This window comes from Desulfomonile tiedjei (assembly GCA_016212925.1).
Classification (GTDB): domain Bacteria; phylum Desulfobacterota; class Desulfomonilia; order Desulfomonilales; family Desulfomonilaceae; genus JACRDF01.
The window spans coordinates 1-23,676 of the sequence record JACRDF010000052.1; the positions used below are offsets into that span (position 1 = coordinate 1).

The 23,676-nt window shown below is 54.4% G+C and carries 20 protein-coding genes and 1 pseudogene; 5 read left to right on the forward strand and 16 right to left on the reverse strand.

Going from position 1 to position 23,676, the window contains the following annotated elements; all coding sequences use genetic code 11:
- Window positions 1–181: 181 nt before the first annotated feature.
- The 15 genes from HY913_23360 to HY913_23430 all read right to left on the reverse strand — a co-directional run bounded on the left by HY913_23360 (window position 182) and on the right by HY913_23430 (window position 17,397).
- A complete protein-coding gene (locus HY913_23360) occupies window positions 182–1,729 on the reverse strand; it encodes a gluconokinase (GenBank protein ID MBI4966237.1) in 1,548 nt (515 codons plus the stop codon).
- On the reverse strand, window positions 1,716–2,741 hold the full coding sequence (locus HY913_23365; protein ID MBI4966238.1) for a phosphoglycerate dehydrogenase: 1,026 nt from the start codon (window positions 2,739–2,741) through the stop codon (window positions 1,716–1,718). The genes HY913_23360 and HY913_23365 overlap by 14 nt, the downstream gene beginning before the upstream one ends.
- Before the next feature lie 40 nt (window positions 2,742–2,781).
- Window positions 2,782–3,816: a zinc-binding dehydrogenase gene (locus tag HY913_23370; GenBank protein ID MBI4966239.1), complete on the reverse strand. Its 1,035-nt coding sequence runs from the start codon at window positions 3,814–3,816 to the stop codon at window positions 2,782–2,784.
- A 26-nt stretch (window positions 3,817–3,842) separates the two neighbouring features.
- Window positions 3,843–5,123, reverse strand: coding sequence for a nickel-dependent lactate racemase (gene larA / locus HY913_23375; protein ID MBI4966240.1), 1,281 nt, complete (start codon window positions 5,121–5,123; stop codon window positions 3,843–3,845).
- A complete protein-coding gene (gene eda, locus HY913_23380; GenBank protein MBI4966241.1) occupies window positions 5,120–5,770 on the reverse strand; it encodes a bifunctional 4-hydroxy-2-oxoglutarate aldolase/2-dehydro-3-deoxy-phosphogluconate aldolase in 651 nt (216 codons plus the stop codon). The genes larA and eda overlap by 4 nt, the downstream gene beginning before the upstream one ends.
- A 27-nt stretch (window positions 5,771–5,797) precedes the next feature.
- Window positions 5,798–6,814 carry a 5-deoxy-glucuronate isomerase gene (locus HY913_23385; protein MBI4966242.1) on the reverse strand — a complete coding sequence of 339 codons (1,017 nt, stop codon included), beginning with the start codon at window positions 6,812–6,814 and terminating at the stop codon, window positions 5,798–5,800.
- A gap of 33 nt (window positions 6,815–6,847) precedes the next feature.
- On the reverse strand, window positions 6,848–8,029 hold the full coding sequence (locus tag HY913_23390) for a Gfo/Idh/MocA family oxidoreductase (protein MBI4966243.1): 1,182 nt from the start codon (window positions 8,027–8,029) through the stop codon (window positions 6,848–6,850).
- Between the two features lie 31 nt (window positions 8,030–8,060).
- Complete coding sequence (locus tag HY913_23395) at window positions 8,061–9,167, reverse strand: M24 family metallopeptidase (GenBank protein MBI4966244.1); 1,107 nt, start codon at window positions 9,165–9,167, stop codon at window positions 8,061–8,063.
- A gap of 465 nt (window positions 9,168–9,632) precedes the next feature.
- Window positions 9,633–10,562 (reverse strand): TRAP transporter substrate-binding protein, encoded by a 930-nt coding sequence (locus HY913_23400; protein ID MBI4966245.1) that lies wholly within the window; start codon window positions 10,560–10,562, stop codon window positions 9,633–9,635.
- Between the two features lie 72 nt (window positions 10,563–10,634).
- Window positions 10,635–11,585, reverse strand: a complete 951-nt coding sequence (locus HY913_23405; GenBank protein ID MBI4966246.1) for a tripartite tricarboxylate transporter substrate binding protein — start codon at window positions 11,583–11,585, stop codon at window positions 10,635–10,637.
- 69 nt (window positions 11,586–11,654) lie between these two features.
- On the reverse strand, window positions 11,655–13,169 hold the full coding sequence (locus HY913_23410; protein ID MBI4966247.1) for a tripartite tricarboxylate transporter permease: 1,515 nt from the start codon (window positions 13,167–13,169) through the stop codon (window positions 11,655–11,657).
- A gap of 18 nt (window positions 13,170–13,187) precedes the next feature.
- Window positions 13,188–13,652, reverse strand: coding sequence for a tripartite tricarboxylate transporter TctB family protein (locus tag HY913_23415; protein MBI4966248.1), 465 nt, complete (start codon window positions 13,650–13,652; stop codon window positions 13,188–13,190).
- Window positions 13,639–14,457, reverse strand: coding sequence for an IclR family transcriptional regulator (locus tag HY913_23420; GenBank protein MBI4966249.1), 819 nt, complete (start codon window positions 14,455–14,457; stop codon window positions 13,639–13,641). Before HY913_23420 ends, HY913_23415 begins: the two co-directional genes overlap by 14 nt.
- Window positions 14,458–15,162: 705 nt before the next feature.
- Entirely contained in the window at window positions 15,163–16,368 is a 1,206-nt protein-coding gene (locus HY913_23425; GenBank protein MBI4966250.1) for an MBL fold metallo-hydrolase, read from the reverse strand.
- A gap of 222 nt (window positions 16,369–16,590) precedes the next feature.
- Window positions 16,591–17,397, reverse strand: a complete 807-nt coding sequence (locus HY913_23430; GenBank protein ID MBI4966251.1) for a hypothetical protein — start codon at window positions 17,395–17,397, stop codon at window positions 16,591–16,593.
- 359 nt (window positions 17,398–17,756) lie between these two features.
- On the opposite strand from HY913_23430, the gene HY913_23435 reads away from it, so the two are divergent.
- A complete protein-coding gene (locus HY913_23435) occupies window positions 17,757–18,092 on the forward strand; it encodes a hypothetical protein (protein ID MBI4966252.1) in 336 nt (111 codons plus the stop codon).
- A gap of 21 nt (window positions 18,093–18,113) precedes the next feature.
- Here the strand turns inward: HY913_23435 and typA are convergent, their stop codons facing one another.
- Window positions 18,114–19,895, reverse strand: coding sequence for a translational GTPase TypA (gene typA, locus HY913_23440; protein MBI4966253.1), 1,782 nt, complete (start codon window positions 19,893–19,895; stop codon window positions 18,114–18,116).
- 685 nt (window positions 19,896–20,580) lie between these two features.
- Between typA and HY913_23445 the strand changes: the two genes are divergently transcribed.
- From HY913_23445 to HY913_23460, 4 genes and pseudogenes are all read left to right on the forward strand, one after another.
- A complete protein-coding gene (locus HY913_23445) occupies window positions 20,581–20,766 on the forward strand; it encodes a hypothetical protein (protein MBI4966254.1) in 186 nt (61 codons plus the stop codon).
- Window positions 20,754–21,158 (forward strand): annotated as a pseudogene (locus HY913_23450) (type II toxin-antitoxin system RelE/ParE family toxin). The gene HY913_23445 and the pseudogene HY913_23450 overlap by 13 nt, the downstream one beginning before the upstream one ends.
- A gap of 258 nt (window positions 21,159–21,416) precedes the next feature.
- Complete coding sequence (locus HY913_23455; GenBank protein MBI4966255.1) at window positions 21,417–22,385, forward strand: FadR family transcriptional regulator; 969 nt, start codon at window positions 21,417–21,419, stop codon at window positions 22,383–22,385.
- Window positions 22,386–22,419: 34 nt separating this feature from the next.
- Entirely contained in the window at window positions 22,420–23,652 is a 1,233-nt protein-coding gene (locus tag HY913_23460) for an ABC transporter substrate-binding protein (GenBank protein ID MBI4966256.1), read from the forward strand.
- The last annotated feature ends 24 nt before the right edge of the window (window positions 23,653–23,676 follow it).

The following is a 23,676-nucleotide window of genomic DNA, read 5'->3' on the forward strand; positions in this document are numbered from 1 at the left end:
AGCGTGCCGGACCCGTCCAGCAAATGCTTCTGTGACACCTGCCAGTGCGGAAGCGAGCGGTCCTGAAGAGCCCGGTGCGGGAATACCGCACGCCGGGATCTGTGAGGGGGCTGTCGGGAAACCGGCAGTCCTACCTCGATTCAATCGCCCAAGGGAGATTGCTTTCCCGCGAAACGCCCGGTCAGCTCTTCTCTTCTTGGAAAGGCATGATGCGAGCAAAGAGTGGGTTTACAGCGGTGTACAGATCTCGGTAAAGGCCGTAGAGCCTCTCATAGGTTTCAGCGTTGCCCGGGTCCGGCCTGCGTATTGCTCCAATAGGAATCAGGTTCTCAATGTCGTCAAGGCGAGAGAGGGTTTCCGTGCCCCTCATTGCCCAAAGTGCCGCGCCCAGGCTCGAAGTCTCTCCCCACGCGGGTACGACCAATTCTCTGTTGAGCACGTCGGCCATGGTTTGGAGCCAGAAGGGTGAACGGGTAAACCCGCCCGAGGCCCGTATCTGTCGCAGATCCCCTGCGATCTCCACAAGCACGTCGTATACGCTCCTGAATCGAAAAGATATGCCTTCGATTACCGCGCGTGCCACATGTTCGACGTTGTGATGCAAGGCAAGGCCGAAAAAAGCGGCCCTCGCGTGCAAGTTCCAGTTCGGGCTGCGTTCACCGGCAAAAAAGGGGAGGCAGATTATTCCGCCGGCTCCTATCCCAGCCTGACTCGCGAGGGAGGTAAGGTCTTCAAACGATATTTGCATCTCTCGCGGCAGATTTGGGACAGCGCCCCGCAGGAGATCCAGCAGCCATGAAAGAGCGATGCCGCCGTTGTTGATCGCTCCTCCTACCAGCCAGTGCTTAGGGTCAATTGCGTAACACCAGCTTCGAGAGCCTTCGTCCAACACAGGTTGGGGAGAAAAGATCCTGAGGGCCCCGCTCGTCCCGATCATGCACGTAGCCTGCCACGGCAATACCCCACCGGCGCCAAGGCTGGAATTAACCGCATCAGATGATCCCAGTACCACAGGTGTGTCTACGGGCAGGCCCATCCGGCTTGCCAGTTCCCGGTTGGAAACACGGAAAACCTCACCGGGGTCCCCAAGGGGTGATAGTTGGGACGCGGTAATTCCTGCCAGTTCCAGGCAAGGATCGTTCCACTTCAAGTCATGGATGTTCAGGAATCCCGAGCCCGCTGCCAGGCAATGGTCGACAACGAACTGCCCCGTCAATTGCTGAAACACGTATTCTTTTGCAGAGATAAATCGGGCGGCCTTCCTGAAAATCTCCTCGTGTTCCTGGCGAAGCCACAGCACCTTGTACAAAGGATACATGCCGTGGATCGGGCACCCTGTCTGCCGATACAGGTCTTGGGCCCCGGAAGTGCTACGAATCGCCTCGGCCTGATGAACGGCCCTGCCTGTTGCCCATGTCATGACGCCGGTTAGGGGGTCGCCGCGGCCGTCCAAAGCCATGAGGCTGTGAAGCGCGCCGCCGATGCTTATCCCGGAGAAGTTGGCCGGCGGTTCACCGGCTCGTTGGATTGCGGCTCTCACAGAGCCGACCATGCCGTTCAGCACACTGCGAGGATCTTGTTCCTGCCACTTCTCATGCAAGGTGGAACCGGCATAATCGCTTGACCCAAAACCAAGCACCCGGGCCTTTTCGTTGACTATGACGGTCTTGCAGCTCCCTGTGCCGAGGTCGATGCCTAGGAACCAGGAACGGGTCTTACGATCTGCCATCATCCTCTCCGTGGCAGCCTCGTTCCAATACCTGCGGATTGACGATGTGTAACGGCTGTTTGCCTTCAAGTGCTGCCAGGCAGTTTTTGACGGCTGTCCATCCCATCCGATTCACTGCCTCATCGGTGTGGGCCGCGGTATGAGGAGTGACAATGACTTGCGGAAGCTTTAAAAGAGGGCTCCCCTTGTCCGGCGGCTCCTGGCTGAAGCAATCCAGGGCCGCACCTCGCAGATGCCCGGTTTCCAGAGAACGCACCAGGGCTCTCTCATCAATCAGGTCTCCCCGGGCGGTATTGATCAGGAATGCCCCTTTCTTCATACGTTCAAGAAATTTCTCGTCGATCATGCCTCTAGTCGAGTCCGTAGCCGGCGCGTGAAGGGAAACAAAGTCGGCATTGAGGAGAAGGTCTTCTAGGCTAACGAGTTCAATGCCATACTCCTCAGCGATTTCAGGCCCTATTAGGGGGTCGAAAGCGAGAACACGGCACTCGAAAGCGTTAAGACGTCGGGAGACTTCACGGCCCACCGAACCGAAACCGATGAGCCCTACCGTCTTCCCTCGGATACCAATGCCGCCCAGTACGGGCCATTCCCCGCGTCGGACGGCCTCATTGGCTGCTATGAGATTGCGTGCCAGCGCCAAAATCAAGGCTATGGTAAGTTCGGCAACAGCGGCTGAATTTGCACCCGGCGTGTTGGTGATCATAATGCCGCGGGTTGTCGCTTCCGCAATATCTATCCCGTCAGTGCCGACCCCATAGCGGGCAATGACCTTCAGGCGGTTGGCAACCGCGAGCACCGACGCATCCACCTCGTCCAGACCTGCTATGAAGCCGTCAACATCCCTCACGAGGGGGCGTAGCTCGGGGGCGGTCAAAGGCCTGCCGAAGGGGTTGTAAATCACCTCCTGTACCGCCGCTTCCAGTGTAGAGTTCAGGGATGGGTCACTCCTTCCGAACGTGGTGGACGTGCACAGAACCCTGCATTCATTAAGTGGCCTCGAATCTTTCATCCTACTCTTGTTGTTCCTCCATCCATCTATCGCTCCATAACTAAGGCTCCAAGATCACCTTGGCAGCCTGAAGGTTTTCCAGAAGATGAAACGCCTCCTCCCACTTTTCAAGGGGCAATCTATGAGTAATAAGCTTTTCCGCGGGGAGCAATCCCTTTGAGATAAGGCCGATCGTCGTTTCCCACGCGGTCCAACTGCTCGAGAAGCAGAAATCGTAACGCAGGGCTTTGAATATTCCCCTGTCGTAGGGGATTGGGACTTCCTGCTTGCCCGAAATCCCTATGGCGCAGATCCTTCCCAGCCTCCTGACCATCTCGAAGGCCTGGAAGATGGCCCGAGAGCCCCCCGAGGTCTCGATAATCATGTCCGCGCCCAGACCCTTTGTCATTTCCAACACTTTACCGACAGGGTCCTGCTTATCCACGTTGATCGTAAGATCCACCCCAAGCTCTTTCGCCTTTTCAAACCTTATCCCTTCATCCGAGTCACGACCGGTGATCAAAATGCTTTTCGCTCCGGCAGCCTTTGCAACTGCCAGAGAGATAAGACCGATGGGACCGGGGCCGGTAATGACCACTGACTCTCCAGCCCGAAGGCCACATCTTTCAAGAATCGCGGTCACACAGACGGCTATGGGTTCAATCGTTGCGGCCGCGTCAAACGGTATATTGTCGGGGAGTCGATGGAGCAACTTGGCCGGGCCTGCCACGTATTTCGCGTACGCTCCGTTGATCCCTATTCCGTAGGCCCTTTTTTGTTCACAGACCTGGGGAAAGCCGCTTTGACAGGTGTAGCAGACCTCGCAAGCGCCGGTCCGTGTCTCGCTCACCACCCTGTCCCCGACCTTCCACCCTTTCACGGATTCCCCAACCTTTGCGAGCACGCCGGAGAACTCATGGCCTAGTATAACAGGTGGCCAATATGGGTGGCTGTCATGAAAGATGTGGAGGTCACTCCCGCACACCGCGACAGCCTTCACCTCGATCAGGACTTCATGAGCCGCGATCTTGGGCTCGGGGACCTCCCGCATTTCGATCAACCCTTTTCCTTTGCCGTATTTCACCACCGCTTTCATCTGCTCTCCTTCAAGAAGGCGGTTCGCTATTCATTGCCTGTTTGAACAACGGGGAGTATTTCACTACCTCGCTGCAAAATGGCGACTTTTGCGTCGGGGCCGCACAACGATAGGGCCTTTTCAAGCGCACCTTGAGGGTCATTCGCGCAGAAAAATCCCAGCCTCTCACATTCATCTGCGGATATCCCCCGAGTGACGAGGATCCCTTGCGCCTTTTCTTTTATTACCCGCCCGACGTGAACCAGATGGGCCGCGACCGTCAGCTTCTTTATCATACCGTTTTGGACTAACCGGTCGATCTGCTGGAACTCGTGGTAGCCAGTTTCAAGGACTTCGGGGTGGCTGACGGAAACCCCCGAAAGACAAGGACTTACCAGCACTACCACGCCTCCCTGCTTCACGGCCAATTCAGACGCATATATGCCTTTGGATGCCACCCAAAGGTCAGAGTCGAACGGGTGCGAATCAGCAATGACAATATCAGCTTCGCATGGCATTGAGCAGCGGTAGACCTCGTGCGAACGGGCAGCGCCGACTCGATACGCTTGAACCGGATCGCCCGCGACGGCATGAACCAGTTTCCCGGAACCGTCCTGTATGGCATTGAAGATCCATTTGAGCCCGGTTTTCACCGCGACGCTTTCAATTTCGCTTTTGACCGGGTTCTCTATTTTCCCCAGGATCTCGCGGCCGGTAAACTGAGCTGAAAGCCAGTGGGTCTTGCCGGTCGTTATCTCTCCGCATATTCCCGGTTGCACAATATTGCCGCCGCCGCTGAACCCGGACACCCTATGGGGCACGATCTGGCCGATACCGATGATGAAATCGGCTTCTTCAACCAACCTGTTAACAACAATGGGAGTGCCTTTCTCCGTTTCACCCAAAGAAGAGAGCTGGGACTTGTCCGAGTAAATATGGTTTAGGACGGGATACTGCTCATAGATGTCCCTGCCGAGCTTCTTTGCCAGCTCTTCCACGGTCATGGGCCGGTGTGTGCCAAGGGCAATAAGAATGGTCACGCCCTCTTTTTTGATCCCGCCTGCGGCCAATTCCTCCATCAATGGAGGAAGGACCTTCCGGACAGGTGTGCTGCGAGTATGATCATCAACAACAATGAGGACCTTTCTGCACCTCCGAACTCTTTTTTGCAGCGGGTCCGAGTCGATGGGATGGAGAAAAGCCTCTTCAATCAGCTCTTCTTCGCTCTTGCCGCCCGCGACTGTGGTAGGAGAAAAGATCCCGAGAAGGTTCCTGTTCTGAACCTCCAAGCTTTTCATGTCAGAATAAGGGAAGGTAATCCGCGTCATGATGCCCTTGCCTCCCGGGTTGCCCTCAGAAAAGCGCGAGTTCTTTCAGTGATGATATGAAAAGCCTTCTCTTTGACCGCTTTTTTGTCGACGAGGTTCCCGCCCGCGGCGACCACAGCCGCTCCGGCCCGGATGAGGATGCCGGCGTTTTCTAACGTGACTCCGCCGGAAGCCATGATAAGAACTTGAGGAAGCGGTTCCTTCACAGCCTTGATATAGTCCGGTCCCTGCAATTGACCGACCGGGAAAACCTTTACCAGGTCGGCTCCTGCGGACCACGCTGTGAGAATCTCGGTGGGAGTCATAGCACCTGGAACGACCGCAACGCTGTACCGGTGTGTGAGAGAAATGAGGTCAAAATTGAGCACGGGGCTCACGATGAATTGCGCTCCCGCCAGGATGCATGCCCTTGCGGTTTCAGGGTCCAGGACGGTCCCCGCCCCTATGATGAATTCGTCCTTGTATTTCAGGCTCAGCTCTTTGATCACGTCGATTGCGCCAGGCACAGTCATCGTTATTTCAAGGAAGCTCGCACCGCCATCCTTGATTGCAGCAGCCACGTCAAACGCCTCCGAGGCAGAGGCTGTTCTGATCAGCGGAACTACGCCGTCCGCTGTCATCCGGTCGAGGATCTCTCGCTTGTCCATGTTAACTCCTATGTCTCTCCGCCGACCTCAACCTATGTCAAACCCCTTTTCTTTCAACATCAGGGTCAAGAGGCCCGTCTGCTCCTGCGTTAAGGCATGTTTCGCAGCCAGACTCTCAAGTTCGGCGGCAGAGATGATTCGCTGTGTCGGCTCTGCTGCGAGTTGCTTGAAGATCTCTTCAAAGGTCTTCAGGTGGGCAAATTCCGGGACATCTTTCATTGCCAGTTCGCCACCTCTGCCCGCAAGTCCCCACAGGTAGAGAAGTTCCGAGACAGGCGAGGCGACCACAGGGTGGCACCCTCCCGGAATGGCAAAAGCGCTTTTGTCTCCTATGACATAGGCTTTGTTCAGGCCCTTTCCGTCCATGAGCAACTGAACCCCGTACGCCGCGAATTGATCGTTCATCCCCTGGTTCCAACCGAAGCGGTGGTAGTAGACCTCCTCGTGATCCGATTCCCCGAATGCCGGCTGATCCCTGTCGTGCCTGTGAATGGGGGTGCCGGACCAGAAGCCCGGCGGGTTGTAGGTCTCGCCGACGATGAGGTTGGAACTCGCGTTATTTGGGGAAATCAAGCTTATTACGTCTCTCCGCCAGATCCACTCACCCCGGGAGACCACCGTGACTTCTTCAGGAGACAAATAAAGCGCAGGTAGTTCGCGAAGGGCAGGGGCTTCAAAAAACGCCATTTCTCCTTTGCCCCGAATCCCTAATCTGGTGTTACAGGGGATGTAGAGCGCGGATGCATTGGATTTCCCCGGCCTTGCAGCAAAAGGGCCGCCTGACCGTGCTCCACCGAACCTCTTCCCATTGATCTCTACCTCAAATTCACCTTCCTGGGGTACAAGGACCATTTCTTTTTCAAGGGTTTCTGTTGTCACTAACTCCGGACCCAGCCGATACACGCCGAACCCTAAGACTTCGAGAGGGACCCCCTCCTGCCGCGGATCGAATATAAGTCCGCTTGCATGTCCGTCGTACCAAACATGGGGGTTAACCTCGTTTCGTTCAATCTTGCCAGCATACTTGTTCAACGTGCTTTCCATGACACCCCCGGATGTCCACTTTGCGAATGCGTTCTAGGTCCCGATTTCTATGCGCCTTCCTTCTTCCGCCGATACGTATGCAGCGTAAATCACTTCTACCGTGTCCGTTGCCAGATCCAGGCCCGAAGCCGGTACTCTATCGAGTCGGACGTCATCAATGAAATCGTCCATCTCCTGGGCGTAGCCCCGCATCCAGTTGTCGTCGGGGTTGGGGAAGTTCCAGCCGGCTTTTGTCTCGAGCCGCTCGGCGATGAACTCATCCTCGAAGACCTGAGCATCTGGCGCATAAATTTCTATCGCATTATTCGGATTGATGTTCACATGGACCACCGAGTTGGAGAGATACACGTTTATGGTGTTTCTAACGCCCCCTAAGACGCCGTCAGACGAGAACACGGTGGCATTTGATCCGTCTTCGAACGCTATTACCATGACGCCCCAGTCCTCCACGTCTTCCCAGTTCGAGACAACATATTTCTTCGTCTCCTGCTGAAACGCCTCAATCTTGGAATGAAATCCCACCTCTGCGGTAACCGATTTGGCACGGATCGGCCTGCCGCTCTTCAGCAAGCCTTCGTAATGCTTCAGGTGCAATACCGCGCCGACAGGATGTGCGCCGAGCCGCATGAGAGAGCCGCCACCCGAGGTTTTCCATTGTCTCGAATATGGCGCTTGCGATCCCGAGTGGCTGAGTTCGGACCGCATGTCGAGGATTGTCCCTTGGCTTGCCCGCATAAGGTTCTTGAGCTTGACGAAGGGAGGAGCGTAGACCCAGTTTTCAGCGTACATGAATTTCACCCTGTTGCGTTCCACTTCTTCCGCTACCCGACGGCATCCTTCCATCGTCTCACGCAACATCAAGGACTTGCTCACGGTGAAACCAATCTGTTCTTCCGATTGGTCTTTTCCGAAATATCCTGTGAGGGGTTTCTCGCATATGATGTGCTTTCCCGCCCGCGCTGCCTCGGTGCAGAACTCCTCGTGCAGGTCCGTCGGGATACAGAGGTCCACGACATCGATGTCGTCACGCTCCAGGAGTCGCTTATAATCGTCGTAATGGTCCGGGATCCCATAAGCCGCCGCAAAGTCACGATCCGGATTCCTTGAGGCATAGGCAACCACGTCGGCCTTGAGCCCCCGCAATCCGGCTATGCTGTCCAGATGAAGGCGCGCGGCAAACCCTTTTCCGACCAGTCCGATTCTTACTTTATCCATACGCGGCCAACTCCTTTCTCCGCCTCTAAACCTAATCCTTCTGGAGGAAATCGGGCCTGGCGAATACAACGCCTTCCGCCTCCACGGAAAGTGTTGGATAGATCATCGGTTTTGTGATCATTTCCGTTCCGTTTGAGGTCGCCACTATGGTGTCTTCCGACTTTGTCCCCGTGATCGACGGATTCCATGTGAAGGCCTGAGTTTCCTGCACAATATCGGGTGTGTCAAAGCTCGTCCTGTAGTCCCGGCCCGTATACCCGATGGAGCCGCCCTGGTGGTGGAGCTTCCACTCCTCTCCGTAACCCATCTTCTCGTACGCTTGAATGCCTTTGCGGAGAACGTCCTTGGCGGGCACCCCCGGGCGGGTCGCTGCCATGAAGGCACAGTCAATGAAGACGTTGGCGTGGTACTTGTCTTTAAGGTCTTTGGATGGTTTACCAAAGTGGACGAAGCGGGTGAGCGAGACTATAAGACCCCACTTTCTAGCATTGACAGAGACCATGAGATAACTCTCGACCGTTTTCTCCGTAGGGATAGGGTGGCGAAAACGGGAGACCCGATCATCGGCCGCGGACATCAGCGTGATGGGATCGATGCGATCCTTCCATAATTCTTTGCAGAGCCTTCCCACAACTTCCGATTCCTTCTCTCCCCTCCGGGTCTCCATTAATGTACTCTCGAGGGCCAGAGAAACCTTTTCCCCCAGCCAACGGTATCTTTCATGTTCCTCGGGAGTGAGAGAATAGCGAAGGCGTGCAATCTCCTCGACCTGGACAGAAGCATTTGGAAACGGGACATCGGAACCCAACGGCCCATCTCTGACCAATTCTTTGACTATGGAGATCTCGTGGTCTTCGTGCCACGGAAATGGCTTTGCAGTGAACCCCTGTGCTTCCAACCGCTCTTCTTCCATAATCCTCGGGGCTTCTATGTTATTGCAAATCACGAACTTCGCGTCTCTCGTGATCAGGAGAGAAGCAGCCCCTACCTCAGTCGTAATGCCCACCAGGTTGAGGCCGCCCGCGGTCATCCACGAAAAATTGGCCTGCCGTTTGAGCAGCAGTCCGCCCAGTCCCTTCTGCTCCAAAAAAACACGTACCCTCCGCTCCTTTTCCTTGATCTCCTCAAGCAGGGCCATGATCCATCCTTCCTTGATTGTCTGCTAATACGAATTGAGATTGAGCCTTTGCAATACGGGCTTCAGTCTCATGGTCGTTAAAATAGCAAACCTCTCCGAATTTGTGAGCCCCAGGGGGGCTCAATGATAGTAGCCCGGCAATTCATTGCCGGGTGACCGATGAGCAATAATTCAGTTCTGCGTTCCCGGGGGGCTCCCGAAGGATTAATCCTTCGGGAGCCCCCCGGGAACGCAGAAGATGCGGAAAGTTCTCTTGGCCGTCAATTCCCGGCGATAAATCGCCGGGCTACTATCGGGATGTCCCTCCGGGACAACAGCCTATCTTTACGTCTATGGGCTTGAATTCCTCTGTCCCAACCCTGTCCCGATCAGGGGAGAGGGTCTTAAAACCTCTGCCCTCGACAGGAGGGGGAACGGGGAGGGCGGTTTGGGCCGATTTCAATACGCTTCAATGTCGTTGTTGCATTATTGGGCCAGCACCTCCACCCAGGTCGTCACGGGCCATTCCTTTTTGAAGAGTTCCTCAACCGCGGGTTTTCCTTTGGCTCTGAACGATTCTGCATCCGGAATGACTACCGTCATTCCTTTCCTCTGAAGGTCAACGAGAAGCAGATTTTCCCCTGATTTGATCTTTGAATTGGCCCATTCGGTGGCTTCGTTCGCCGCCTTCACGACCAGGTCCTGCTCAGGTTTCGACAGCTTGTCGAGGAACGGCTTGTTGATTAGTATTCCGCCTGTCTGGACCAGGTGGTTGGTGATGGTGAGATAATTCTGAACCTCATTCAACTTGAACGAAGCGATCTGTGGGAGATCGCCCTCGGAAGCCTCCGCCTTGCCGTCCTTCAGCGAGCTGTACAGTTCGGGCAAGGTGATCGGGACAGGGTCCACCCCTATCTCCTTCCAGACGGCTATCCACGTCTTGACGGTGGGAAGCCTGAGCTTGAGCGCATGGACATCTGCCGGAGTGTAGAGTGGCTTCTTGGAAGTAGTCTGTCGCAGTCCTCTGTAGACGATACCCAGGTATTTTTGACTGCCGTTCTTTTCTACTTGCTCTCGTGCCTTCGATCCCAGCGGGCCATTCCATACCCTCATGAAGTGCTCGAAATCTTTCATCACGTACGGCGCATTAAAGAAGAAGTACTGGGGCGCAGAGATCTCAAGAGGTTGACCGCCCGTAGCCTGCATCTCCACTTTGCCCTGGCCGCACCACACGTTGATCTCCTCTTCAGTGCCCGCTCCAGGCTGGACCTCCACCTTTATTTTGCCCCCGCTTCCCTTTTCGCAGATTTCCTTGAACTTTTCACCGGCATCGACAAGGATGTGGCCGCTTTTGAAGGGGCTCGCAAGCCGTATCGTTTTGTCCGCGGCAATAGCAAACCCTGCTCCAAGGATCATGCCCGCTGCCGCAATACATGCAGCAATAAAGCAGATTCTTGACGATCTCATGGGAGCACTCCTTTCGTTTTTCTATTTCTTGACCTCTTTCACCAGTCCCGCATAAAAATCGTTTTCCGATGCCATCAGCTTTCCGAAGTCCTCCGGACCGAGATAATGTACGTTCACAGCCATGTCCGCCGCGCTCTTCTTGAACGCGGGGTCCTCCATGCCCTTTTTGAAGGCATCGTGAAGCTTCTTGATCACGTCAGGCGGTGTTCCTTTCGGAGCAGCCAGGCCGCGCCACATGCCCATGACGAAGTTGACACCGTCTTCGTTCACTGTGGGCACCTTGGGAAACATTTCCAGCCTCTTGTCCGCAAAGAGGGCCACAATCTTCAGTTTCCCGGCCTGCACCTGGGGAATGCCCTCGGGCGGGGACACGGAGACGGCATTGATGTGGCCCCCCAGTAGGGCGGTCACCGAAGGGCCGCCGCCGGAAAATGGGATATGGTTGAACTTCACACCGGCTGCCTTTTCAAAGGCCACCGCAACGAGATGGACCCCTCCTCCCGCGCCTGAATTTCCCACGGTAATCATGCCCGGGTTTTTCTTGGCATAATCAACGAATTCCTTCAGGTCTTTCCACGGCGCGTCCGGCCTCGCCAGGAACATTGACGGATCGCTCGAGACGTTGATTACCGGATCAAAGCTCTTGCACGTGAAGGCCGTCTTCACCTGATGGGGGAGAATGGTGAGCGGGGTGATTGCCGACACGAGGGTGTAGCCGTCCGGAGGAGCTTGGCTCGCCTCCGTATATCCTACGGCTCCTCCACCGCCGGGACGGTTTACCACGACCACTGCCTTGCCAAGATACTGCCCCGTGGATGCAGCCACTGCCCGGAAGATGAGGTCTGTGGCGCCTCCGGCAGCCCATGGAACTATGATCTGGACCTCCTTGGTGGGAAAATCAGCGGCTGAAAGAGGCAGGGCTCCCCCTAGAACGATTGCTGCTAGCAGAATCACAAAGAATCGGTGTTTCATACGAACCCTCCTTCCTGTTAGAGGTTGCCGAAGGACCCGCACTCGGGCGAATGCCCTTCGTCCTTCACTTTACCCGGTTGCCGACTCACTCCTTAACCCTCTGAAAACGGTTTTCACAAGCGGGATAAGGAGAAAAAGCAGGGTGGCTGCGAGAAACGCCAGGGAGATTGGCCGATTGATGAATACATCGAAGCTCCCGTGAGAAATCATGAGCGACTGTCGGAAAGCCACCTCAAGTTTTGGGCCGAGCACCAACGCCAACAGAAGCGGCGCCGCCTCGTACGCCCATTTTCTCAGCAGGAAGCCGACTGCTCCAAAGAGGATCATCATCCATACATCGAACATCGAGTTATTCACCGTGTACATGCCCGTCACACAGAACAGAGTCACAAGCGGAAGAAGGATCGTCTTGGGAATCCTCAGGATATTGGCAAAGAGCGGAACAAAAGGCAGATTGAGGAGCAGGAGGATAAAGTTGCCGATATACATGCTCGCAATCACGCCCCAGAAGAGCCCCGGATGTTCGCTGATCATCATGGGTCCTGGCGTGATGCCGTGGATCAGGAGTGCGCCCAGAAGAATGGCTGTGGGCGGCGCGAATGGAATCCCGATGGCAAAGAGAGGAATGAAGGCCGACTGGCAGGCTGCATTGTTGGCGGATTCCGGCCCGGCAACGCCCTTAATGGCCCCTTTCCCGAATTCTTCAGGGTGCCTGGAGACCTTTCTCTCCACCATATAGGATGCATAGGTGGCGATTACCGGTGCGGGTCCCGGAACCAGCCCCACGCCGAAACCGATGCCTGCCCCTCTCAGAATGGCAGAAATCGACTCCTTGAGATCGTGCAGGCTCGGGTAGAGTTCCCGCAGACGGGGAACAGTGACTTTCTGCTCGAGCAATTCAGCCGGCCGCGCCACATTCACGAGCACTTCCCCGATGCCGAACAGGCCTATGGCTACGGCCACAAACTCAATTCCGCCCAGCAGAGACGGGGAATCAAAGGCGAACCGGGCGTCCCCTGTAACCGGGTCAAGACCGATCGTGCCTATGATGAGCCCTACGACGGCCATCATGAGGGACTTGAGAAAAGACCCGCCTGTCACGTTGCTGAGGACGATGAAACCGAAGACCATCAATGAGAAGTACTCGGCCGGACCGAAGGCGAGGGCCGCCTCCGCAAGAGGAGGGGCGAGAAAAACGAGCCCGAATATTCCCAGAGTGCCCGCGATGAAAGAGGCTATGGCGCAGATTGCCAGTGCCTTGCCCGCCTCTCCTTTCTGCGCCATCTGGTAGCCGTCTATGCAGGTAATGACCGACGCCGTCTCGCCGGGCACATTGAGAAGGATGGAGGTGGTTGACCCGCCGTACATGGCGCCATAGTAAATACCTGCCAGCATGATAATCGCGGACGTGGGATTGAGGCCGAATGTGGCCGGAATCAAGAGAGCGATCCCCGCGATCGGCCCCAGACCAGGCAGGACGCCGACCATGGTCCCGACTATTGCCCCTGCGAGGCAGTAGAAGAGGTTCTGGAAGCTCATGGCGACTCCAAAACCTGTCGCTAGATGCTGGAGCGATTCGAGCATCAGTTTCCCCTCGCCCTCCTAGATCCCCAGAACACCCCTTGGAAGAGGTATCTTGAGCAGATAAACAAAGAGCATATGGGAAGCGGCCGCGGTCAAAAGAGATAGTGCCAGGTTCAATGGCCATCGTTTGGAGCCGAGTAGCCTCAAAAGCCCCACCATGAGCAGGAATGATACGGCCAGATAACCGAAAGGTTTCAGAAGCAGGGTAGTCCCGGCCATGATCGCGAGAAAAGCGATCACCGGCAACGGCAATCCCGGCTCTTCCGCTGCGTGGGCATCAGTTCCGGCATCCTTCTCTGCGGACAAAAGACCCTTTGCCACGAAGGCCGCTGACAGTGCCATAAGGAGCAGGCCAAGGCAGAGCGGGAACAGGCCCGACCCGGCGGCCCTGAAGGTGCCTATCGGCATCTGCGCGGACAAGACCACGGTGATTGCGCCGAAAAGGAAGATTACGCCGCCCCCGAGTATGTCACTTGGTTTCATGTGCGATCCTCTGCGGGTCGGGGCCTGCATAACCGAGCCTGCGAGAGATCTCCTCAGCAGTTTCGACGATCTCTTGTCTCAACGCGTCCCGAACTACCCTCTTGGTCAGCCGAAAGGCAGGACCGGACACGCTGACAGCGGCCACAGCCCTTCCTGACGCACCAAGAATAGGGGCGCCCACGCAGCGTATGCCATTTTCGTTCTCTTCGTCATCAATGGCGTATCCCTGGGTCCTGATCGTACGCAGTTCTTTCTTCAGGGCCGTTTCGTCGGTGATCGTGTTGGCTGTTCTCGCGGTGAGCCCTTTTTCGGAGATGAAGTCGCGCAGTTCATCCTCAGTCAAATAGGAAAGCAGTATTTTGCCTACTGCACAGCTGTGGGCGGGATTTCTGGAGCCCACCCTCGACGCCATTCTTAATCCTCCTACCATCTCTAAGGGAGGCTCCATCTTTTCGATATAGACCACCTCACCCCGATCCCAGACGACCATATGCACGGTCTCCCTGCTCTTATCCGCAAGCGCGTGAAGCAGTGGCTCCGCTATCTTCCGAAGGTCGAGTTGTGATTTCACGAGCCCCGCGAGGTCGAGAAGTTTTAAGCCCAGAAAGTAGTTCCTCGAAACAGCGTCTTGGCGGATATATCCAAAGTAGGTTAGAGAAGAGAGCAGTCGATGAACAGTGCCCTTTGGCAGGCCGAGTTGAGAAGAGATAGCCCGGATACTCGTCCCCTCGGGATTTTCGCCTACCAGATCAAGAATGGCGGAGATACGCTCAATGGTCTGAACGAGGTTGTTGGGCTTAATCATGGCGCGTCTCGTTCCGCAATACGGTACACAGTTTCGTATAAGAAAATTGTCACATGGGAACACCCCGTTGTCAAGATCCTTTCAACACCAATTAGAATTGGACTATTTCAACAGTAATGTCAGGCACAAGAAGATTATGGCGACGGCCGGGATTCTTGTCCGGTTTGCGGGCGCGGTATTCCCTCCCACCGGTTCGCTCTCAAGCGCTGAAGGCGACTTCGGATCAAAAACAGCACTGACCTGGTTACCAGGTCAGTGGCACCCGACAGCCAATCAATATCGGGCCAGGGATCTCAGGGCTTGGGGTTTGGCAGGTCCTGGCCTGAATCAGGGGATTGTTCATCGTTTGACATCGCATTCCCACGAAGAAACCCTACTTTTGAAAGAGGCGCAGCTTTTACATGGTGCCACGGATGTGCGAAGCTCATCCGTGCACGGACGAACCCCCGATGCGCGGGACACGTGGGTGGCACAATGTTTGGAAAAATCTTCATTATTCGCTGTGGCTCTCGGCATGAGAGTTGGTATCACGCCCTCGTAAGGGCACCACAGTGCGTTGTTCCTTTTTTTTCGATCTGGATTCCCGCGTCCGCGGGAATGACGGAAGGGGCAAACTCGAAACCAACTGCCTCTCAGGCTGGCTATAAAACCGTATTTGTGGTTGGCAGTTGGTACGTTTGCACTATCTATTTGAGAGATCTGCACCTAGTAACGCATCAATGCCACGGCGTTCTTGTTTGTAACCAGATCCATGATGCGGCCGTAAACCTGTTCAAAGGGTTCTCCGCTGTTCACGAAATAGTGGACCGGGCCTTTTATATGCGTGCGAACCAATCCCCCGACCATGTTGAGGAGTTCAAGGTGTACCAGGGCCTCAAGCCCCGCAAGGAAGTTGAATTTTTTCGGGTCCACGTACGTATCGAAGTAATTCTCCGAGGTTGCAACCTCCCACACGCAGCGCGGAGCCCGGCACTCCTCGAACGTGTGCCGCAGGCGGTTGCGATGATGCTCCTTGAGAAAGACGACTCGGGCCTTGAGGTCTGTGATCTCCGCTCCATGCGCGGGCAGCACGAGAGCCACATCGTCGTAATTCTCAAGGGCCTCCAGCGTTTGCAGATAGACCAGCAGGTCATCAGGGTGCGGGGTTATGGGATTGAGGAGCACATCCCCGCAGAGGAGCACTCTTCCCGAGCCGGGCTTACCCACCATTAATCCGATACTCCCCGGGCTGTGCCCGGGCAAATGCCGGACTTCTACGCCTTCAATGCGCGATCCCCTCCTATTTAGAGGGCCTTCGTTCATCACCGGCGAATCCACCTTGATATCAACACCCAGAGATTCCAGATTCACCCCTCGGACCATCGCTTCTCCCGCAAGCTCTTCGGGTCTGCGGGCCGCCGGCATGCCGGTGGCGGCCATCTGATCCTGCCTGGATACCCACATATTCAGCAAACCCCAGGGATTGCAGACCGCAGGAGTGTCGAGGATGTGTGCCGCCACAGCCGCGTCCGTGTCGTTCAGTATGGAACTGGCCATCATGAAATGATCCGGATGGCCGTGCGAGATTGCAAGCAAAGCTATGTCGCTTACCGAGTACCCGGCGAGTTCCAATCCCTGTCGGAGTTCGCGAGCGCTCTGATCGCCGGGCAGGGCCTCTACTTCCGGCGGAATGGGCTGATTGCGCCAATGGTAAAAGAACGCCTTTGCCAGGTGCGTTGGTATGCCGGCATCCAAAAGGGTCACGATGTCGCTTTCGATTACATACACGTTTACAGGGCCGGGACCGACTGTGTCCGGGCAGAAGGTACTGATCTGGGTGATGCTGGTCTTCCCGTCAGGGAGCAGAAAACGCCTCACTCGTCCGCTGCCCAGTTTATCAGCCGACTTGAGTTCCGTTGTTTCAATTGTCATTTGTGGTTTGCCTCATCATCATAATTATTCCGTAGGCTGCCGATTCCAGGAAGGAGAGAACCGGAGGCCGGCCCTTTGGACAGCCCCTCAGACAGGCTCCTAGGCTGGTGGGGAGGACCGAAATCTCCGCATCCCCGTTCCGTAAGAGCTCTTGGAGAAGCCATTGACCATACCGCGGCGATGATTAGCCAGTCAAGCACAACCTCGGGAACGGGCACCCAGTTACTTGTATGCAATTAGTATCAGGCAGGCAATTACCAATACTGACCAGATCGTGATCATCAAGCCTTTGACGCGCCTGGTCATCCGGGAGTTCAGGTAAAGAGCATAAAACCCTAGAGGGAAGAAGACAATCAGCAGAACTATTGCGAGGAAAGAGTTGTCGTGCCAACGGGGGTCGCTTCTGGTACCGTGAACCGGCTTTCGAGGTTTTTCATTGTTATTGTTGACCGGGAGAGCCTTTTTAGGGGTGTTGTCTTTTGCGGGCTGAACCGCTATTGAAGGTTCAGGAGGATCTTTCTTTTCGGCCCGAGAAGTAGCCTGTTCCTGCTCTAAATGCTTTAATATATAAGTGAGATTGAGCATTTCCTCACTGAGGGCCACCGTATGTTGTTCCAGCCCCAAAGCCCTGCGATCCAGGTCGGCCTGCGTTATCAGTCCGACTGTAACGAGCTTGTCCAAGAGGCTCTGTACCCCTCTAGAGGTGACGTGGTATTTTTCCATAAGCGCTTCATCATCCAGTCCTGACCGAACGTCTCTTGCCGCCTCCTGCGCGTTTATCCACAATCCTTTGGACTGCGTGCCCTCTCGTTTAGTCGACGGAACGTCGCCTATACTGACGGTCCCCAAGTAACCCGGCATCCGCCCTTGGATTTCGGCCACATCTATGTAACCGCTGGTTACGAGCTTGTCGAACAAGCTCTGAAGCCCATCGTGGGCGAGACCATATTTGCTCATGAGATTGGAATCATCCATGCCTGACCTAATGTCGGCTACGGCTTCTTTTGCGTTAATCTTTTTCTTTGACATAAGGAGATCCGTCGTTGATTGAGATCTGCTCAACTCCCGAGAGTGAGGGAATTGCCTCACAGAAGCCGTAAAAAGGTCTGCGAGCAATCGAATGAACACCAAGGACCTTTATTTTACCACGGAGAGTGTAGCACAGCCCCACAAATCATTCTTGAAAAAAAAGGAAATTTGACCCTTCCACTGGGAAAAAGATCGGTGGCTCCGACTGTGTAGTATTCCCCGACCTGTGGAATACCAACCCCGCCGGGTAAATCGCCATTGCCGAACGGTCAAGAATTGGGTACCTTGAGAGCGCAATGCCGCTCAATGGATTCTCTTTCGTGATCGCGGCGGGCCCTAAGAATTGAGGAGCAAAAACCGTGGTGGAAATCAACGATTTGTTCGATGCAATATTGAAGCGAGCTGAAGAGGCCAAGGCAAATGGCATAAAACCCAGGCTGTCCCGATCAACAACGGAATATTATATTACGATACCACAAGGGTACAAGACCCGGCTCTACAAAGTAATAATCATAAAAGGGAGTAAGGGCATTACCATTCAGACTTATGACCGTGGCAAAATGCAATTCAGTGAGAAATTGCCGGATGCAACGTTTGAGGATGTTATGAAGAAGCTGCCACTGGACTTTATAATAATCAGCGGAAAGGACGACCCGGAAGCGGAATCGGGTCCGCGACGCGGATCGGATTCCTGAGGGGAAAGAACCGATAGTCGATTATTTCTTGTACGCTCTCCGCCTCTCTGTTTCAGTAAGATACTGTTTGCGGAGCCTGACACTGTCCGGTGTTATTTCCAAGTATTCGTCTTCCGCCATTATTTCCAATCCTTTTTCAATACCAATTTCACATGGAGGAGTGAGTTGTATTGCATCGTCCGATCCGGAGGCACGCATATTCGTCAATTGTTTGCCTTTGATAGGATTGACCGCCATATCGCATCCTTTGGATGCATTGCCGATTATCATCCCTTCGTACACTTCCGTCCCCGGACCTATGTACAAAGCCCCGCGTTCCTGCAAACCATATAGAGAAAATCCCGAAGCCTTACCGGAAATCATGGAAATCATCGAGCCGACAGAATGTCTCTTTATTTCTCCGACGTGAGGTTTGTATCCAACAACTCTGGAGCAAATAACCCCTTCTCCTTTGGTATCGACAATGAATTCGTTTCGGTAGCCTAAAAGGCCGCGGGTGGGAATTTCGAAGGTCATTCTCTTCAACTTCCCGCGACTCTCCATATCAATCAAGATCCCTTTTCGTCTCCCGATTTTCTCAATTACGGTTCCCGAGAATTCTTCCGGCACCTCTGCGGTCATCTCCTCAAAGGGCTCCAGCTTTTTGCCGTTTGCTTCTTTAACTATTACCTGGGGTTGAGAAACTTGGATTTCGTACCCTTCGCGCCTCATATTTTCCAGTAATATTGCGATGTGAAGCTCACCTCTCCCGTAAACCTTGTAGAAATCATTCATAAAGTCGATTTTCAAACCGACGTTGACCTCAAGTTCCTTTTCCAACCTTTCACGAAGCTGTTTGTTGGTGACATATTTTCCTTCGCGTCCCGCAAAGGGAGAAGTGTTAACCAAGAAGTTCAGGCAGATGGTGGGTTCGTCCACGGTTATGGCGGGTAAAGCTTCCTGATCCGCGCCTTCACAAAGGGTTTCTCCGATATCAATATCCGAGAAACCCGACACCATGACAATGTCTCCGGAAAAGGCCTTTTGGACTTCTTCTCTTTCCAAACCCTTGAAAGTAAAAAGTTTTGTCACCCTGCCGGTTTTGGATTCCCCGTTCGACTTCTTGAGAGTGAGCGTGCTCCCGGTGTTAATAGTTCCTTCGTAAATTCTCCCGATAGCGCAACGTCCCAGGAAATTGTCATAGGCCAAACTAAAAGGCTGTAACCGCAACCGAATGTCATTCTCCGCCGACGCCGGACTAACCTCTGAAAGAATTGTGTCCAGAAGAGGGGTTAGGTCTTTTGATTCGTCAACCAAGCGCTCCTTGGCTATTCCTTCCCTTCCTATGGCATAAACGGTTGTAAAATCGAGCTGCTCATCGTCTGCGCCCAGCTCGTAGAACAGCTCAAACACCTTTTCCTGGGTTCCTCCGGGATCAGCCGCGCGCCTGTCAATTTTATTAATAATTACAATCGGCTTGAGTCCAAGTTCCAGTGATTTTTTGAGAACAAACCTCGTCTGCGGCATGGGGCCTTCCTGGGCATCAACAACCAACAGCACGCTGTCAATGGATCGCAGGACGCGTTCCACCTCTGAGCCGAAATCCGCGTGGCCGGGTGTGTCAACCAGGTTGATTTTCGTTCCACGATGAAACACGGAGGCATTTTTGGAATAAATCGTTATTCCGCGTTCTTTCTCCAGCGCATCCGAATCCATGGTGACGTTTTCATCATGCACCATCCCGGTCTGTTTCATAATCGCGTCGGTCAAGGTGGTTTTCCCATGATCTACATGGGCGATAATAGCTACGTTTCTAATTTCCATGATTTTTGATAATTTCCTTGAGTATTGTCAGAGCCGTTTGTCCTCTGAACGGAGTAATGCCTGCCGAAAACGCCATTGACCCGATCCGGCAAATTCGGACAGAGGTCATCCCAGCTCACTCTCCACTCCTGATGATTCGATGAGTATGAGACAGGGGGGGTCGCCAATGTCATGGCGAAGCAATAGCAGCCAAATGTAATATATCAGCCATCCGCGGCTTTGTAAACAAAGGTGCGTATATTTGGAAAAGGTGTACCGCAAACTCCCTCACGACGTGCCATCAGAAAAGGGTACGCCATGAACGAGGCGGAAATGGTGTGGCCGCACTTGCAGCAGACGCGGTAGCGATTTGTCCCTTTCCTCGCGAGCTTGGGAAATCGGTTTGCCGGTCCGGCGATTTCGGGTAGCATTAAATTATTGATGAAACACGGGGTAACGACCATGGGCAAGTCAACCGAGGTTTCAGTTGACAATCAGAGGTGCATCATGATCCCACCCGAAATTCAGGATCGTTTGGGTCTAGTGCCGGGAATGACAATGATGGTTGAAGAACGCCAGGCATGAGCGCTGCCAGCGCTCCGACCCAAGAGGCCGGGACCAAGGAACAAGCGTACGCATCATTGAGTGAGGTTTGCCCGGAAATTCGCAGTATTTCAAAACCTCACCCCGTTCAAGGAGGCTAACCATGTCGACGGACAAGGATAGAATGGTGGAAATCATTCGCGAACAACCTGATGACAGTACCTATGAAGAGATCCTTCGAGAGTTGGCCTTTGGTCGCATGATTGGCCGCGGCCTAGGGGATTCCCGTGCGGGCCGAACAATTTCTAATGCAGATATGGAACGGCGAATCCGCACATGGCAAAAATAAACTGGACCATTGAAGCCGAGAAATGGCTGAAAGACATTCACGATTATATCGCTCAGGACAATCCCGCCGCCGCCGCAAAGGTTTCCACAGAGATATATAAGAAGGTTCAGGCCATAGCGCGGTTTCCTGAGATTGGATAAAGGTATGGCACAGAACCGGAGGGAGACGTCCGTATCCTGCTATACGGCCATTACCGTATAGCCTATTTGGTCAGGGAAGCGGGAAAAGAAATTGACATCCTTGGTGTCTTTCATGGGGCTCTCGATATCGATCAACATCTCCCACGAAGGACTGAAACATCGTCCTCTTTCGGGGTAGACAGAGACCCGATTCCTTTTGGCCCTGGCGGCCGCGTGCAGCGGCCAAAAGATCATATTAATATAATCTCTTGAAGTGGTATGTCAGAGGCGTTTGCTCGCGTCTCGTCTGTGGGGCATTTGGCTGCAATACAATGTCCTGAAGCCCTAAAACACAATGCCTTCCCACGGAATGACCGGTCCGTGTGCGGCAAAATTCCCCGCTTAAAATATTATAATATTTTACTTGACAGCCTGCTCTTCGATCTCCAAGATGTCGCTGCACCTCCCTACAACTAAAACAACCCTGTCTCTGAGGCGTAAACCCTTGGGGAATCTTGCCAAGGAAAAGAATTGACTCCAACCATGTTTGAGGCAGCTGCAAAACCGGAAAAGGTCTCTGAACGCATCGTGGAGCAAATCCGCGACGCAGTGCTGTCCGGCCGTCTCAAGCCCGGCGACCGGGTTGCGTCTGAGAAGGAATTAGTCGTTCAGTTCGGCGTGAGCAAGGCCACCATGCGAGAAGCCCTCCGTGTACTGGAGGCCATGGGCTTGGTGGAAATCCGCAAAGGTATTCAGGGCGGAGTTTTCATTGCTGAAGTCGATATGACGACCACCATCCACTCCATTATGAACTTTCTCCATTTCAAGGCCGTCTCCATCCACGATATCACCATGTTGCGCTTCGTCCTGGAACCTCAGGTAGCCCATATGGCAGCCGCGCGCGTGACCGCGGAAGATATCCCGCGGCTTAAACAGATGATCGAGCAGGGGGAGGATAGCGAGGTCGAGATCAGCAAGGATATAGGATTTCATCGCTATCTGGCCCGGCTTAGCGACAACCCCATCCTGATTCTCATCATGGATTTTATCGACAATCTGCTGCGCGACGTGAAGTCTCGGCTCAACCTTACCACCGGCTTTTACAACGAGATCAAGGAGTGCCATAGCCGTATATTGGATTGCCTGGTTCGTGGCGATGCTGTGGCCGCTCGAAGAGAGATAATCCACGACATTCTGAGCGTCGGGGATTTTATGGCCGATGTTATGGGCACCGTGCGTTTCGACCCGGCAGTGCTGGGCTTCGATCGCAATGGACTGCCGCTCGGCTTTACAGGCGCGTGGGCCGGTTCTCCGGTGGGACCTGGCTTGAACCGCGACGCGACGGATGCGGCTCTGTTGGCTCAAGGAATGCTTTTCCGCCAGGTTGGTTCGGGTGACCTCTACCTCCTGGTTCCTCCAAAGCTGGAAAGAGAACAACGTGACCGAGAAGACTCAGGATCAGAGAAACAGCCGGGTGGTCCGGCGGTTTCCACCGAGTAATCCAGGTCCGCATCCCTATAAGGAGGTCGTGGCAATGTGCAGCAAGCTGTTGGCAGGCCTGTTGGTTCTCTGTTTGGCCTTTTGGGCGGGTGGCGTGGGAGCGCAAGATACTCTAAAGATCGGCGCGCCTCAACCCATGACCGGCCCGGATGCCCCTTTTGGAGACAAGTTCAAAAAGGCCTACAGCCTTGCGGTTGAGGAAATTAACGGGGCTGGAGGTGTGAACGGCAAAAAGATCGAGGTGATAATCGAGGACCATCAGGCCAAGAATCCACTGGCGGCCACGGTCACCGAGAAGCTCATCACACAGAACAAAGTGCTGGTGCTGACCGGCGGCCGCGCTTCGGGGCAGGCGGTCGAGATAGCCTCGGTGGCTCAGCGTCTCAAGACTCCGTACGTTGTGGACCACCCCTCGGCCGACATAATCACGGCCAAAGCCTTTGAATGGGTATTCCGCAACAACCCCACAGGCTCGATTTATCCGCAGGCGTTCAACAAGTTTATCAGTGATGTGAAGGACGCTATGCCGAAGTCCGCGGCGGTGGTCTACGACAACACGGTTTTCGGGAAAACCATTGCCAATTCTGCTATGGCCTTTTTGAAGTCAAAAAATGTGCCGATCGTGAGTGATGAGGCTTATTCGGTCAACACTCTAGATTTCAAGCCCGTCATGACGAAGGTTAAGTCCCAGAATCCTGACTTCCTCCTGATGGTGGCGGTTTCTACCACTGACGCTATTCTGCTCACTCGCCACGCCAAGGAGATGGGAGTGAATCCCCGGGCATTCGTGGGTTTTGGCGGTGGCTTCGGGGTAGCGGATTTCGCCAACGAGCTAGGGCCCTTGGGCGAGAATGTCTTCTCTTCAGCCGCCTGGTCGGGCAATCCCAACGATCCGCCGACGAAAGCCTTCTATGACAAATTCCACTCGAAATACGGGATTTACCCCAAGGAGCACGAAGTAGAGGGCTATGCCGCGATATATATTATTGCCGACGCCCTGCGACGAGCCAAACTGACGGGCAACCTGGAGCAGGACCGGCAGGCCGTAAAAGAAGCCCTCCTCCAGACCGATATGACTACGGTCTTCGGCAAAGTGAAATTCGGGAACTGGGACGGGCCGCTGGGCGACAAGTACACCAATCAGAATATCTATTCGCCGGACCATTCGGTGCTGGCACAATGGAGGGGCGGCAAGCTGCTCAACGTGTATCCCAAGACCAATGCAGAGACTGACTGCATCTTTCCCGACCCGACGTGCAAACGTTAAATCAGGCGGGAGACGGCGCCAAGG